General features: G+C 51.5%; 15 protein-coding genes. 4 read left to right on the forward strand and 11 right to left on the reverse strand.

What is annotated here, in order from left to right; genetic code table 11:
* Positions 1-30 precede the first annotated feature (30 nt).
* From yqjC to exuT, 6 genes are all read right to left on the reverse strand, one after another.
* Positions 31-399, reverse strand: a complete 369-nt coding sequence (gene yqjC, locus H9644_RS14105; RefSeq protein WP_064529584.1) for a DUF1090 family protein YqjC — start codon at positions 397-399, stop codon at positions 31-33.
* Between the two features lie 146 nt (positions 400-545).
* Positions 546-929, reverse strand: coding sequence for an EnvZ/OmpR regulon moderator MzrA (gene mzrA, locus H9644_RS14110; RefSeq protein WP_064529585.1), 384 nt, complete (start codon positions 927-929; stop codon positions 546-548).
* A gap of 3 nt (positions 930-932) precedes the next feature.
* Positions 933-1,595 carry a DedA family general envelope maintenance protein YqjA gene (yqjA, locus tag H9644_RS14115; RefSeq protein ID WP_064529586.1) on the reverse strand — a complete coding sequence of 221 codons (663 nt, stop codon included), beginning with the start codon at positions 1,593-1,595 and terminating at the stop codon, positions 933-935.
* Positions 1,596-1,616: 21 nt separating this feature from the next.
* Positions 1,617-1,751 (reverse strand): hypothetical protein, encoded by a 135-nt coding sequence (locus H9644_RS22065; protein ID WP_446719063.1) that lies wholly within the window; start codon positions 1,749-1,751, stop codon positions 1,617-1,619.
* A 188-nt stretch (positions 1,752-1,939) separates the two neighbouring features.
* Complete coding sequence (exuR, locus tag H9644_RS14120; RefSeq protein WP_064529587.1) at positions 1,940-2,716, reverse strand: transcriptional regulator ExuR; 777 nt, start codon at positions 2,714-2,716, stop codon at positions 1,940-1,942.
* 129 nt (positions 2,717-2,845) lie between these two features.
* On the reverse strand, positions 2,846-4,144 hold the full coding sequence (exuT, locus tag H9644_RS14125) for a hexuronate transporter ExuT (RefSeq protein WP_064529588.1): 1,299 nt from the start codon (positions 4,142-4,144) through the stop codon (positions 2,846-2,848).
* Positions 4,145-4,627: 483 nt separating this feature from the next.
* Between exuT and uxaC the strand changes: the two genes are divergently transcribed.
* The 3 genes from uxaC to H9644_RS14140 all read left to right on the forward strand — a co-directional run bounded on the left by uxaC (position 4,628) and on the right by H9644_RS14140 (position 8,176).
* On the forward strand, positions 4,628-6,040 hold the full coding sequence (gene uxaC / locus H9644_RS14130; protein ID WP_000187442.1) for a glucuronate isomerase: 1,413 nt from the start codon (positions 4,628-4,630) through the stop codon (positions 6,038-6,040).
* Between the two features lie 14 nt (positions 6,041-6,054).
* Positions 6,055-7,542 (forward strand): altronate dehydratase, encoded by a 1,488-nt coding sequence (gene uxaA / locus H9644_RS14135; protein ID WP_064529589.1) that lies wholly within the window; start codon positions 6,055-6,057, stop codon positions 7,540-7,542.
* Between the two features lie 82 nt (positions 7,543-7,624).
* Positions 7,625-8,176 (forward strand): YgjV family protein, encoded by a 552-nt coding sequence (locus H9644_RS14140; RefSeq protein WP_191775013.1) that lies wholly within the window; start codon positions 7,625-7,627, stop codon positions 8,174-8,176.
* 3 nt (positions 8,177-8,179) lie between these two features.
* On the opposite strand, the gene sstT is transcribed toward H9644_RS14140, so the two are convergent.
* The 5 genes from sstT to H9644_RS14165 form a co-directional block, all read right to left on the reverse strand.
* Entirely contained in the window at positions 8,180-9,424 is a 1,245-nt protein-coding gene (sstT, locus tag H9644_RS14145) for a serine/threonine transporter SstT (RefSeq protein ID WP_064529591.1), read from the reverse strand.
* Positions 9,425-10,004: 580 nt separating this feature from the next.
* Positions 10,005-10,970: a TerC family membrane protein Alx gene (alx, locus tag H9644_RS14150; RefSeq protein ID WP_001098791.1), complete on the reverse strand. Its 966-nt coding sequence runs from the start codon at positions 10,968-10,970 to the stop codon at positions 10,005-10,007.
* A 459-nt stretch (positions 10,971-11,429) separates the two neighbouring features.
* A complete protein-coding gene (locus H9644_RS14155; protein WP_191775015.1) occupies positions 11,430-12,416 on the reverse strand; it encodes a Gfo/Idh/MocA family protein in 987 nt (328 codons plus the stop codon).
* Positions 12,417-12,494: 78 nt separating this feature from the next.
* Positions 12,495-13,187 (reverse strand): SanA/YdcF family protein, encoded by a 693-nt coding sequence (locus H9644_RS14160; RefSeq protein WP_191775017.1) that lies wholly within the window; start codon positions 13,185-13,187, stop codon positions 12,495-12,497.
* A 76-nt stretch (positions 13,188-13,263) separates the two neighbouring features.
* Complete coding sequence (locus tag H9644_RS14165; RefSeq protein ID WP_191775019.1) at positions 13,264-13,767, reverse strand: M48 metallopeptidase family protein; 504 nt, start codon at positions 13,765-13,767, stop codon at positions 13,264-13,266.
* 84 nt (positions 13,768-13,851) lie between these two features.
* Here H9644_RS14165 and rlmG point away from each other — a divergent pair, with 84 nt between their 5' ends.
* Entirely contained in the window at positions 13,852-14,988 is a 1,137-nt protein-coding gene (gene rlmG, locus H9644_RS14170; protein WP_191775021.1) for a 23S rRNA (guanine(1835)-N(2))-methyltransferase RlmG, read from the forward strand.
* Positions 14,989-15,152 lie beyond the last annotated feature (164 nt).

Consider the following 15,152-nt stretch of genomic DNA (forward strand, 5'->3'; position numbering starts at 1 on the left):
TCCAGGTGAGTAAGTAGTGACTATTGTGAGTTAGTAGTCGCGCGCTTCCAGCTTTTTCAGCTCTTCCTGCGCTTCTGCCAGTTTCTGTTCGCGTTTAGCAATCTTATCCGCATCGCCTTTTTGTTTCGCCTCGGCTAAATCATGTTTGCGTTCCGCCACTTCATCTTTCTGCTTCGCGATTTTCTTTTGATGATCGGCACGCAACTGGTTATCTGAACAATTCGCCCGCACTTCACTAAGGGCTTTGTTCAGGCCGTTGATACGATTCTGGTTTTGATGTTTTTCGGCATAGCTGATCTCCTTAAGGATATTTTGCTCCTTTTCCTGACAAAGGGTAGTGGCATAACTACTGACACTAAGAGCAAAAAGAGAAACAGCTAAAGCGATGCGGTATTTCATTCTTGAACCTTCCATTGTGACTCGGACCCATTACAGAGGAACGATTGTCCAGACAACGAGGCGGTGGTATTAACCACCGCCTTATTAATCATAGACAGTAACAGTGAAATCACCAAAGTGAGTGATATGTTTCGGATAACAGGAAGTTATCCGAAACGATGAGAGTTGTCTCGCAGCCGGGTCAGCCATTGCATGGCCTGATTATTATCGTCCTGCTGCGCAATGATGTAGCCATGAGGCAATGTTCTGTCGAGGACCGCTTTGGCGGCGGCACTTTGATCGCTGGAATCAAACGTAATCAACAGAGTGTCATTCTTAGGGGTGATGCTTTTGAAAGGAATGCCATGAGCGTCAAGGTGATGCCAGATGGAAAAGCCGTCCGGCATCGTCGTTCCTTGATGAACGGCACGGATCGCCAGCGTGGATTCTTGTTGACGAACCGCAGACCAGGCCAGCAGCAGCGTGCCAGCCAGCAGTATAGCAGCGCCGAACCAGGTTAGCTGGCGAAGCGACATGCGAGGTATTTGCATCCTTTACCCCCGATTTCCATATTTCTTTTTCCATAACACAACCAGAGAACCTGCCAGGCCGAACACCAGCAGCACCACCGGGAGCAGCATCAGGCATGACATCAGCTGGTCCTCATACTTCAAAAATACCGGCGTCTTGCCGAGCATGTAACCTAAGGTTGTCAGGATCAATACCCACAGCAAACCGCTCATCCAGTTGAAGAACTGAAAACGGGCGTTATTCAGCCCTGACAGTCCGGCAATGGTCGGCAGTAATGTTCTGACAAATGCGATAAAGCGACCAATTAACAGCGCAGATAAACCGTGTTTATGAAAAAGATGGTGCGCGCGTTGGTGGTAGTGCGCGGGTAAATGGGATAGCCAGTTTTGTACGGTGCGGGTATTGCCCAGCCATCGCCCCTGTATGTAGCTGACCCAACAACCGAGGCTGGCAGCAACAGTTAGCAGCATAATGGTTTGCGGGTAACCCATTGCGCCTTTGGCAATCAATACACCGACCAACACCAGCAAGCTGTCGCCTGGTAAAAAGGCCGCTGGAAGCAAGCCGTTTTCGAGGAACAAAATCACAAACAAGACAAAATACAACATGCCAATCATCGATGGATTGGCCAGGGTTTCAAAATCCTGCGCCCACAGGGCTTGCAGCAATTGGGTCAAAAGTTCCATTCATTATTCCTGGTGAATCGGTTAACGCCACGCCGGTTTTAAATGATGCACACCCGTCAGGTTATTGCTGTTGTTGTATGTATTGCGGGTCGAGACACCAATACGGCCTGAACTATTCCCTGTTAAAACGTGAGATAAGAAAACATCTAATAGCATAAATTCAAATTGAATCTAATTGTAACAAAGGTCAACGTTGTTCGTTATCAAAATTACATGTCCGTGGAGTCTGATTTTGCTGATTGCGGAGGAGGGTGGCGAGAGGATTTACACAGGCTGACACTTTATACTTTTTGCTTACCGATGAAGCGAACAGGCGCGTTGCTGCGCCTGTCAGAAGCGGAAGTTTATTTGCTGCTGTTGGCCACAGTATCCAGATGTACGACAGGATTCTCGGCGAACAAATAGCGGTCGGCATTGAACTCGAAATCGTCACTGGTTTCGTTAAACAACATAATTTTGGTATTTTCCAGATGCTGCCACATTGCAAGTTTGGCGGCATGAGGATCTTTACGTATCAACGCTTTGAGAATCTGATCGTGGTCGTCGCACCAGTTATCGACGGTGCGGGAATCAATGTGCTCGTGCAATTTTTTCCAGTACGGGTTATGACTACGCTGAGTCCACATTTTCTCAACGATGGCAGCCAGTGCTGAGTTTTGCGTCGCTAATGCGACCTGAATATGAAACTGCAAATCCCACTCGGAATCACGGAAGCATTGTTCGCCGCGTGCCTGTTCCTGGATGGCCATCAGTTTCATGATGTCCTGTTTCGTTACCTGGGTTGCAGCAAACTCGGCAATATTGCTTTCGATAAGTTGACGTGCCTGTAGCAGTTCAAACGGACCGTAATTAGCAAATTCCATATTCGCGTCCGCCGCCTGCTGATGGCGAGGCTGGTTGGAAACCACATGAATTCCCGAGCCTTTGCGCACTTCTACATAGCCCTCGACTTCAAGCATGATGATGGCTTCACGAACCACAGTACGGCTGACGTTTTTTTCATCAGAAATAAAACGTTCGGCGGGCAGTTTATCACCCACCAGATAGACGCCCTGCTCAATGCGCTCTTTCAGGTCAGCGGCGAGCTGTTGGTACAAACGGCGTGGTTCAGTGATTTCCATATGCGCTCCAGGCATGATACGGCAGACTATATTTGTTATACCACTTTTGCGAGTTTAGCTCTACTCGCAGTGGTGAAAAAGCCGCCTGAGAAGGCGGCTTTGAAGGGAAACTAAAACTTACACTAAGCGTTAATGTTGCGGGGCGGGATCGTTATGTGTTTCCTGCGCCACCTCAATCGCCGGTTTGTTCTGCAATACAGTCCAGATAACCAGTGCGCCCAGCAGGTCGAACACTGCCAGTACTGCGAACAGCGGGCTGAAGCCGATGGTGTCAGCCAGAGCACCAACAACCAGCGCAAACAGCGTACTTGCCAGCCATGCTGACATCCCGGTCAGACCGTTTGCCGTTGCCACTTCGTTACGACCGAACACGTCAGAAGAGAGCGTAATCAGTGCGCCAGACAGTGCCTGGTGAGCAAAACCACCGATACACAGCAGCATAATCGCGACATACGGGTTGGTGAACAGACCGATCATACCCGGGCCAATCATCAGTACCGCACCCAGTGTTACCACCATCTTACGGGAAACGATCAGGTTCACACCAAACCAACGCTGGAACAGCGGCGGCAGGTAACCACCGAGGATACAACCAAGGTCAGCAAACAGCATTGGCATCCAGGCGAACATCGCGATCTCTTTCAGGTTAAAGCCGTAAACTTTAAACATGAACAGCGGGATCCACGCGTTGAAAGTACCCCAGGCCGGTTCTGCCAGGAAACGCGGCAGCGCGATACCCCAGAACTGACGGTTACGCAGGATCTGACCAACGGACATTTTCTTCGCCGTGCCAACCTGGTGCTGGGCTTCCTGACCATTAATAATGTAGTCGCGTTCTTCATCGGTCAGATGCTTCTGGTCGCGTGGATGTTTATAGAAAATCAGCCATGCCATCGCCCAGATAAAGCTCAGTGCACCGGAGATGATAAATGCCATCTGCCAGCTGTGCATCACGATTGCCCATACCACCAGCGGCGGCGCAATCATCGCACCAATAGAAGAACCTACGTTAAAGTAACCTACCGCGATGGAACGCTCTTTCGCCGGGAACCATTCGGAGCTGGCTTTCAGACCCGCCGGGATCATCGCTGCTTCCGCTGCACCTACCGCACCACGGGCAATCGCCAGACCGCCCCAGCTACCAGCCAGTGCGGTTGCGCCACAGAATACTGCCCACAACACGGCAAACATTGCGTAACCGATTTTCGTCCCCAGAACATCCAGTACATAACCCGCTACAGGTTGCATGACCGTATATGCAGCAGAATAGGCTGCGATGATGTAGGAATACTGTTGGGTGGAGATGTTTAACTCTTCCATCAGAGTTGGCGCAGCTGCCGCCACAGTGTTACGCGTCAGGTAACCGAGCACGGTACCGAGCGTCACCAGTGCGATCATGTACCAACGTAACCCTTTAATTTTACGCATGTAAAACCTCATCGTTTTGTTATATCCGCAATAAGCGCGGTCATCATCCTGCCTGGGGCAGAGGATGCTAATTACGACCGGATGACCGAAAAAAAAACCGGTACACCCCGAACGCTGCCATGAAAGTTTCGTGCTAATTCGGCTTCCGTACCGGTCAACCCAATTCATCTAACAAATGAATGAATCGGTAATTTGCATTCCGTCGACTTATGATTCGCGACGGCAGAAAGATAACTTGTCATACAACTTTAAAAGGTGAGAGCCATCACAAATGTGGGAATATTTGTAGGGGCATTACTGGATGAGAGCGAAGCCAGAACTGGCGCGGCTTGCAGAGGGATTTACCACTTTGAGAGTAATTTTTTTAACTACGTTTATTGATCTAACTCACGAAAATATCCTCTGGCTCTGGAAATTGGTGTGATAACTTTGTCAGCATCGCACCTTAAGCAAGCTAGCTCACTCGTTGAGAGGAAGACGATAATGACTCCGTTTATGACTGAAGATTTCCTGTTAGATACTGAATTTGCCCGCCGTCTGTATCACGACTACGCAAAAGACCAGCCGATTTTCGACTACCACTGCCATTTGCCGCCGCAGCAGATCGCAGAAGACTATCGCTTTAAGAATTTGTATGACATCTGGCTAAAAGGCGATCACTACAAATGGCGTGCAATGCGCACCAATGGCGTAGCTGAACGCCTGTGTACCGGTGATGCCTCTGACCGCGAAAAATTTGACGCATGGGCGGCGACCGTTCCGCACACTATCGGCAACCCGTTATATCACTGGACGCACCTCGAACTGCGTCGTCCATTCGGTATCACTGGCAAACTGCTGTCTCCGTCAACTGCGGATGAAATCTGGAACGAATGTAACGAACTGCTGGCGCAGGATAACTTCTCTGCGCGCGGCATCATGCAGCAGATGAACGTGAAAATGGTCGGCACCACCGATGACCCGATCGATTCTCTGGAGCATCACGCTGAGATCGCCAAAGACGGCTCTTTCACCATTAAAGTGCTGCCGAGCTGGCGTCCGGATAAAGCCTTCAACATTGAACAGGCGACCTTTAACGACTATATGGCGAAGCTGGGTGAAGTCTCCGATACCGACATTCGCCGCTTTGCTGATCTGCAAACTGCGCTGACCAAACGTCTGGATCACTTCGCCGCTCACGGTTGTAAAGTGTCTGACCACGCGCTGGATGTGGTGATGTTTGCTGAAGCAAACGAAGCAGAACTGGACAGCATCCTGGCACGTCGTCTGGCAGGTGAAACTCTGAGCGAGCATGAAGTAGCACAGTTCAAAACTGCGGTGCTGGTATTCCTGGGCGCCGAATACGCACGCCGCGGCTGGGTACAGCAGTACCATATCGGCGCGCTGCGTAATAACAACCTGCGCCAGTTCAAACTGCTGGGGCCGGATGTAGGTTTTGACTCCATCAACGACCGTCCGATGGCGGAAGAACTGTCTAAGCTTCTGAGCAAACAGAACGAAGAAAACCTGCTGCCGAAAACCATTCTCTACTGCCTGAACCCACGCGATAACGAAGTGCTGGGTACCATGATCGGCAACTTCCAGGGCGAAGGTATGCCAGGCAAAATGCAGTTCGGTTCCGGCTGGTGGTTTAACGATCAGAAAGACGGTATGGAGCGTCAGATGACCCAACTGGCACAGCTTGGTCTGTTGAGTCGTTTTGTCGGTATGCTGACTGACAGCCGTAGCTTCCTGTCATACACCCGTCACGAATACTTCCGCCGCATTCTGTGCCAGATGATCGGTCGCTGGGTGGAAGCGGGCGAAGCACCGGCGGATATCAACCTGCTGGGCGAGATGGTGAAAAATATTTGCTTTAACAATGCGCGTGACTACTTCGCCATTGAACTGAACTAAGGTCTGGGGTTGATATGCAATACATCAAGATCCATGCGCTGGATAACGTCGCGGTCGCTTTAGCGGATTTGGCTGAAGGCACAGAAATCAGTGTCGATAACCAGACCGTTACGCTGCGCCAGGATGTCGCTCGTGGACATAAATTTGCGTTAACGGATATCGAAAAAGGGGCCAACGTCATTAAATATGGCCTGCCGATTGGTTATGCATTGGCGGATATTGCCGCAGGTGAACACGTTCATGCCCACAATACGCGCACGAATCTGAGCGATCTGGATCAGTATCGCTATCAACCTGATTTTCACGATCTGCCTGCGCAAGCGGCAGATCGTGAAGTGCAGATCTATCGTCGCGCGAATGGCGATGTTGGGGTGCGTAACGAGTTGTGGATCCTGCCGACCGTGGGCTGCGTCAACGGCATCGCGCGACAGATCCAGAATCGTTTTCTAAAAGAGACGAACAACGCTGAAGGTACTGACGGCGTGTTCCTCTTCAGCCACACCTACGGCTGCTCGCAGCTGGGCGACGATCACATTAATACCCGCACCATGCTGCAAAACATGGTGCGTCATCCGAACGCAGGCGCAGTGTTGGTCATTGGTCTGGGTTGTGAAAACAATCAGGTTGCCGCGTTCCGTGAAACGCTGGGTGATATTGATCCTGATCGCGTTCATTTCATGATCTGCCAACAGCAGGATGATGAAATTGAAGCGGGGATCGAACATCTGCATCAGTTGTATAACGTGATGCGCAACGACAAGCGTGAGCCGGGCAAACTCAGCGAACTGAAGTTTGGTCTGGAGTGCGGCGGTTCCGACGGTCTTTCCGGTATTACTGCTAACCCAATGCTGGGGCGCTTCTCTGATTACGTCATTGCTAACGGCGGCACTACCGTGCTGACCGAAGTACCGGAGATGTTCGGTGCAGAGCAGTTGCTGATGGACCATTGCCGTGACGAAGCAACGTTTGAAAAACTGGTCACCATGGTCAACGACTTCAAACAGTACTTTATTGCCCATGACCAGCCGATTTACGAAAACCCATCACCGGGGAACAAAGCGGGTGGTATCACCACGCTGGAAGATAAATCTCTCGGCTGTACGCAAAAAGCAGGCTCCAGTCAGGTGGTTGACGTGCTGCGTTACGGCGAACGTTTGAAAACGCCGGGCCTGAACCTGTTAAGCGCGCCGGGTAACGATGCTGTAGCGACCAGCGCACTAGCGGGCGCAGGCTGCCACATGGTGCTGTTCAGTACCGGTCGCGGCACGCCGTACGGCGGATTTGTACCGACGGTGAAAATCGCCACCAACAGTGAACTGGCCGCGAAGAAAAAACACTGGATCGACTTTGACGCAGGTCAGCTGATCCACGGTAAAGCGATGCCGCAGTTGCTGGAAGAATTTATCGATACCATCGTTGAGTTTGCTAACGGTAAGCAAACCTGCAACGAGCGTAACGACTTCCGCGAACTGGCGATCTTTAAAAGCGGCGTAACGCTGTAAAGTCGAAATAAGTTGTGAATAATAAACGGCGTTTCATAATGTGAAGCGCCGTTTGCTTTTCCATACCTGCTAAGGATTTATCATGACCGCGTATTGGCTGGCCCAGGGCGTGGGTGTCATCGCCTTTCTGATTGGGATCACCACCTTCTTCAACCGCGATGAACGTCGCTTCAAAATTCAGCTTTCCATCTATAGCGTATTTATTGGCGTACATTTTTTCCTGATGGGTATCTTCCCGGCTGGGGCCAGCTCAATCCTCAATGCTATCCGTACGTTAATTACTCTGCGTACCCGTAGCTTATGGATAATGGCGATCTTCATCGTGCTGACGGGAGGTGTTGGTCTGGCGAAGTTCCATCATCCCATGGAGCTGCTGCCGGTCATTGGCACGATTGTCAGTACCTGGGCGCTATTTCGCTGTAAAGGACTGACCATGCGCTGCGTGATGTGGTTTTCTACTTGTTGCTGGTTAACGCATAACATCTGGGCTGGGTCGATTGGTGGCACGATGATTGAAGGCAGTTTTCTGCTGATGAATGGCCTGAACATCATTCGTTTCTGGCGGATGCAGAGAAGGGGGATTGATCCGTTTAAAGTGGAGAAAACCCCTTCCGCCGTTGACGAAAGGGGCTAAGTATTAGTTACGCAGGGCACTATTTGCCAGACGTGCATCTTCCGCCTGGCAAGCCGCGGCGGTGAACAGCACGTCAGTTGAAGAGTTCAGCGCGGTTTCGCAGGAGTCCTGCAACACACCGATGATAAAGCCGACGGCAACCACCTGCATGGCGATATCGTTCGGAATACCGAACATATTACAGGCCAGCGGGATCAGCAGCAGAGAACCACCTGCCACGCCGGAAGCACCACAGGCGCACAGAGAAGCAACTACGCTCAACAGCAGCGCGGTGGGCAGATCCACCGGAATACCCAGCGTATTAACCGCAGCCAGCGTCAACACCGTAATGGTAATGGCTGCACCTGCCATATTGATCGTCGCCCCCAGCGGAATAGAAACGGAATAGGTATCACGATCCAGATTCAGCTTTTCACACAGCGCCATATTCACCGGAATGTTCGCCGCAGAGCTACGGGTGAAGAAGGCGTATACACCGCTTTCGCGCAGGCACAGCAGCACTAGCGGGAACGGGTTACGACGAATTTTCCACCATACCAGCAGTGGGTTAACCACCAGCGCCACCAGCAACATACAGCCAACCAGCACCAACAGCAGTTGCGCGTAGCCCCACAGTGTGGAGAAACCGGTGGTTGCCAGCGTAGAAGAAACCAGACCAAAAATACCGATTGGTGCGAAACGAATCACCAGTTTCACCATAAAGGTAACGGCATTCGACATATCGTTGACCAGGTTTTTGGTGGTTTCGTTACCGTGACGCAGCGCGAAACCAAGACCAATGGCCCACACCAGAATCCCGATGTAATTACCTTTTAGCAGGGCGTCGATGGGGTTGGAAACCATGCTCATTACCAGCCCACGCATCACTTCCACAATGCCTGACGGCGGGGAAATATCGCCCGCGCTACTGGATAAATGCAGGGTAGAAGGGAAGGCGAAGCTGAAGACAACTGCAGCCAGTGCGGCAGAGAAAGTACCCAACAGATAGAGGAACAGAATAGGGCGGATATTGGTTTTCTGCCCGTGCTGGTGGTTAGCGATGGAAGCCATTACCAGCATCAGCACCAGAATTGGCGCTACGGCTTTCAGTGCACCGACGAACAAAGTGCCTAACAGACCAACAGCTTCTGCCGCCGGTTTTGAGATCCATGCCAGGAGAATCCCCAGAACAAGGCCGACCAGGATTTGTTTAACCAGGCTGCCATGAGCCAGACGCCGGAATAGCCCCGGTGAACGTTGCGTAGTCATTTTTCGATCCTTTCGTTGTGTTAACGCACATCCCTGGTGCGTTCTGTCGACGCATCTTTCAGGATGTAACAAAGTGTTTGCAAGGTCGAGTATAAGGAAAGTTACAGCTTCGGGAAGCGAAAAATGCTGGATTTTAAAGGGAGGTCATATTTTGCAACTTAGTGGTTACATTTGTTTTACATATTCGTGGGTAAAGCAAACTGGCATCTCCTGATCCTTGATTAGGTTTAGTTGTGTTTGTTGCAGACTGATAAACCGCACCGGTGTTGGTGGCGTCAAAGTCGCCGAAGCGTTTCCTGGAGGCCGGGGCAGCCCACATGGATGTGGGCTGAGGGCGCGTTTTACAGGGATGTTACCTCGCGCCCGTACCCGATAGCCGGAAGGGATAAGCTGAGGGCACCGCGCAGCGGCGATTTTGTTCGCCAGAGCCCGGGGGTGCAGGGGGAGGAGGCGATTGTCCTCCCCCTGCGCGCTCCTTGCGCCAGTGACTTTATATGGCATTGCACTGAAAAGGAGCGCAACCAGAAGAGAACATCACATAGTTGTGCCTGACCTGGTGGTGTATGCGTTTTAATGCGAATTATTCTACCCGCTGTTTATCATGCCGATAATTCACCCAGGCGTTGATAATAAACGTCATCACCAGAATACCAAACACCACGCCCAGCGAGACGGCGATCGGAATATGGTAGAAGTCGACAATCAGCATCTTGATACCGATAAACACCAGAATCACCGCCAGACCATATTTGAGCATCGAGAAACGTTCCGCTACGCCCGCCAGCAGGAAATACATCGCACGCAGGCCGAGGATCGCAAACAGGTTTGAGGTCAGCACAATAAACGGATCGGTGGTAACAGCGAAGATAGCCGGAATGCTATCCACGGCGAAGATCACGTCGCTCAACTCCACCAGAATCAACACCAGCATCAGCGGCGTGGCATACAACAAGCCATTCTTACGCACAAAGAAATGCTCGTTGTCGATGGTATCGGTCATGCGCAAATGGCCGCGCAGCCAGCGCACCAGCGGCTTGTCGCCAATCCCTGATTCATCTTCATGAGCCAGCGCCATCTTCACGCCGGTAAACAGCAGGAATGCACCGAAGATATACAGGATCCAGTCGAACTGCGAAATCAGCCAGCTACCGGTGAAGATCATGATGGTACGCAGAACAATCGCCCCGAGCACACCATACACCAGCACGCGGCGCTGTAATGCCGCAGGAACAGAGAAATAGCTGAACAACATTAACCAGACAAAGACGTTATCGACCGCCAGCGATTTCTCAATCAGATAACCTGTGAGGAAGGCCAGCGCCTGCGGGTCAGCGACTTCGCGCCCCTGTGTCTGCGCCAGATACCACCAGAAAGCGGCGTTAAACAGTAACGACAGCGTCACCCAGACCAGCGACCAGGCCGCAGCCTGTTTCATGGTCATGGCATGCGCACCACGACGCCCCTGCAACAACAGGTCGATAGCCAGCATAATGGCGACAACAACAGCGAATCCGCCCCATAGCAACGGCGTGCCGACAGTATTCATAGAAGTTCCTTACACATAAAAAAACGGCCAACGTCGGAAGACGTCAGCCGCTGCTTTTTATGCATAGACCTCGCCTTCCGGCAAGGTCTCACTTACAACAAAAAAGGAATACGTCTGCGTATTCCTTTCAGATTGGTGACAAAGTGCCTTTGTTTATGCCGGATGCGGCGTAATCGCCTTATCCAGCCTACAAAATCATGCAAATTCAATAGATAGCAAGAATAATGTAGGCCTGATAAGCGTAGCGCATCAGGCAACTTGACGTTTGTCATCAGTCTCAAAGGAATATGTCTGCATATTCCTTTCGGGTTGCCCAGTGACCGGATGTGGTTTTTCACACATCGTAATGACGATCGACCGGCAATGAAGTTACTCCCCTTTGCAGGTAACAAAGTATGACAGACCATTCAGCCAGTCAATGGTCTGTTACATGCCTTTTACACTGCTTTACGGTAACAATTATAGTTTTACGCTATCTGCCGGAAAAATCACCCCAGTCTGGCGGCGGATCTCGGTCAGCAGTTTCGCGGTGATGCGACTGATCGCCAGTCCTGGATGATTAATCAGATGCTCATCCACCAGTTCAGCAAACAGTTCTGCTTCGTAAAGCATGGTATTAATATGTTGTGGTTGGGTGAGATCCTGCATCTGGCTGCCGCGCGGCACAAAGCAAACCTTCTGGCATTCGGAAAGTTTTTCAATCACCAGCGATCCCGCTTCGCCCTGAATCTCACTTGCCAGGACAGAATCGCTGACTTTTGAGTGCTGCAACGTAACGCTGAAATCACCGTAATCCATCACCACCACGCCGTGGGCATCCACGCCGCTCTCCAACAAACTCGCCGTTGCCTGCACGCTTTTCGGCTCACCAAATAACGCCACTGCTGACGCCAGGCAGTAAAAGCCGATATCCATAATTGAACCGTTAGAGAAGGCCGGATTGAAGGTATTGGGATTTTCGCCGTTCAGGTAACGCTGATACCGCGAGGAATACTGGCAGTAGTTGAAAAAGACTTTCCGCAGTTTGCCGACTTTCGGCAGCGCCTGGCGTAACAAATGAAAGTTAGGCAGGCAGGCAGTTTTAAATGCCTCAAACAGCACCACCTGATTTTCCCGCGCGCAGGCAATGGCTGCATCCACTTCCGCCAGATTCGACGCCAATGGTTTCTCGCAAATCACATGCATTTTGTGACTGAGGAAAAGCTGTGTCTGGGAAAAATGCAGGGCGTTCGGGCTGGCAATATACACCGCGTCAATAGCGTCACTTTCCGCCATTGCTTCCAGCGAAGTAAACAGATGCTCGACAGAAAACTCATTGGCGAAGTGCTGGGCCTGTTCAAGGCTGCGGGAATAGACGGCGGTTAACTTGTATTTACCGCTCTCATGGGCGGCCTCGACGAACTGGTGAGTGATCCAGTTCGTACCAATCACGGCGAAACGTATCATAACGCGTGGATACTCCATAAAGGGATTCTGCCGTCAATGTAGCACGCCTTTTTCATCTTCGACGTGCGCGGATACGCATTATTTCTGCGCCGGACAGCCATGCTCACTAAACGGACCAATCATGACCGACGGCCCCAGGTATTTCGGTTGACGATGGAGGATTTTTGCGTCAATTACCGCGCTGACTCTGGCAATTTTTTCCCGCAGACGGACCATCTTTCCGTGTCCTTTTTCCAGGTCGGGTGCGTTAAACCCGATGGCGTCAATGCCGTATTGCTTTGCCAGCCAGATGGCGCGTTGGTTATGAAATTCCTGCGAGATAATGGTGATATGGTTTTCACCAAACACTTTATTGGCACGCACCACTGAATCAAGCGTTGAGAATCCGGCATAGTCGCAGAAGATGGCTTTTGCCGGTACGCCCTTAGCGATCAACGCCTGCTGCATACCTGATGCTTCATCGTAATTTTTACGTCCGTTATCGCCACTGACCAGCAGCCATTTCACTTTTCCTGCGTGGTACAACTCTGCGGCGGTATCAATACGTCGGGTAAAGTAGCGATTACCCGGTTTTGCTCCCAACAATAAACCCACGTTACGTGCCGGAATAGCGTTGATGTCACTCCAGGTGAGTTGTTGGCTGGCGTTGACCATTGCCCGATCGGCGAAAAAAATCGTCGCGCCTGCCACAAGCAACAGAAAACAGGCAATTTTGAGAGTCCGGCGAGAAAAACAAATGCGGCGAAGAAGGCGAGCAAATGCGCGCAGCATGGTCGTTATCCTTAACGATAGAGGGGAGGTCGATTTTAGGCGCTAAAGGAGGAAAAGATAGCGCCTGAGATCATTTTCAGATTTTGGCCTGCTCAAGCGTAAGCTGCGTCAGCCACAGGCGAGTGTCGAACTCAAGCTGGTGGTACTGCGGTTCCATATGGCAGCACAACTGGTAGAACGCTTTGTTATGTTCTTTCTCCTTCAGATGCGCCAACTCGTGCACCACGATCATGCGCAAAAACGGTTCCGGCGCATTGCGAAACACGGTAGCGACGCGGATCTCCGCCTTTGCTTTCAGCTTGCCGCCCTGCACACGTGAAACAGCGGTATGTAAACCGAGCGCGTTTTTCAGCACGTGGATCTTATTGTCATACATCACTTTATTGATCGGCGGGGCATTGCGCAGAAACTGATTCTTCAGATTCTGAGTATATTGCCAGAGGGCTTTATCGGTAGCGTAGTCGTGCGTTCCCGGATAGCGTTTTGCCAGCACATCGCCCAGACGCTGTTCATTAATCAGCGTGCGCACCTGGGAAAGCAGTTGCTCGGGATAACCCTGAAGATAAGTAAGATTGCTCATAACCGCCCACGAAAAAGAGAAAAAGGGTATACTCACGCACCCTTTTCAGGGGCAACGTCGAAATTTTATCATTCAGGAGGGCCGATGAGCCACTTAGACAACGGTTTCCGTTCACTGACACTACAACGTTTTCCGGCGACGGATGACGTTAACCCGCTACAGGCGTGGGAAGCGGCGGATGAATATTTGCTGCAACAGTTGGACGATACAGAAATCCGCGGCCCGGTGTTAATCCTGAATGATGCTTTTGGCGCGTTAAGCTGCGCGCTGGCGGAACATAAGCCGTACAGCATCGGCGACTCATACATCAGCGAACTGGCGACGCGTGAGAATTTACGTCTCAACGGGATTGATGAGTCGAGCGTGAAGTTTCTCGACAGCACTGCCGACTACCCGCAACAGCCGGGCGTAGTACTGATCAAAATACCGAAAACGCTGGCATTGCTTGAGCAGCAACTGCGTGCGTTGCGCAAAGTGGTAACGCCACAAACACGCATTATTGCCGGTGCCAAAGCCCGTGACATTCACACGTCCACGCTGGAACTGTTCGAAAAAGTGCTCGGCCCGACCACCACCACGCTGGCATGGAAGAAAGCGCGCCTGATTAACTGCACTTTCAATGAACCGCAGCTGGCCGATGCGCCGCAGACCGTTAGCTGGAAACTGGAAGGCACCGACTGGACCATCCACAACCACGCGAATGTCTTCTCCCGCACTGGGCTTGATATCGGCGCGCGCTTCTTTATGCAGCATCTGCCGGAAAATCTCGAAGGTGAGATTGTCGATCTCGGCTGTGGTAACGGTGTCATTGGCCTGACATTGCTTGATAAAAACCCGCAGGCGAAAGTGGTGTTTGTCGATGAATCGCCAATGGCCGTTGCTTCCAGCCGCATGAACGTAGAAATCAACATGCCTGAGGCACTGGATCGCTGCGAATTTATGATCAACAACGCGCTCTCCGGCGTGGAACCTTTCCGCTTTAATGCTGTGCTCTGCAACCCGCCGTTTCATCAGCAACATGCGCTGACCGATAACGTCGCCTGGGAGATGTTCCACCACGCTCGCCGCTGCCTGAAAATCAACGGCGAGCTGTATATCGTTGCCAACCGCCATCTGGATTACTTCCATAAACTGAAGAAGATTTTCGGCAACTGCACCACTATTGCGACGAATAATAAATTTGTGGTGCTGAAAGCGGTGAAGCTGGGGCGTCGTCGGTAAGATTGGGAGCTACCTGCCGGATGCGGCGTGAACGCCTTATCCGGCCTACGATCAGCATGTTACCCCCAGGCCGGATAAGACGCGGTAATCGTCACATCCGGCAATGTCTGCCCAGTTCTGGAATCGCGCTTCCATAAAACAAAAATCCCAGTCGCCATCCTCTG

The sequence above is a fragment of the Escherichia whittamii genome (genome assembly GCF_014836715.1).
Lineage (GTDB): Bacteria > Pseudomonadota > Gammaproteobacteria > Enterobacterales > Enterobacteriaceae > Escherichia > Escherichia whittamii.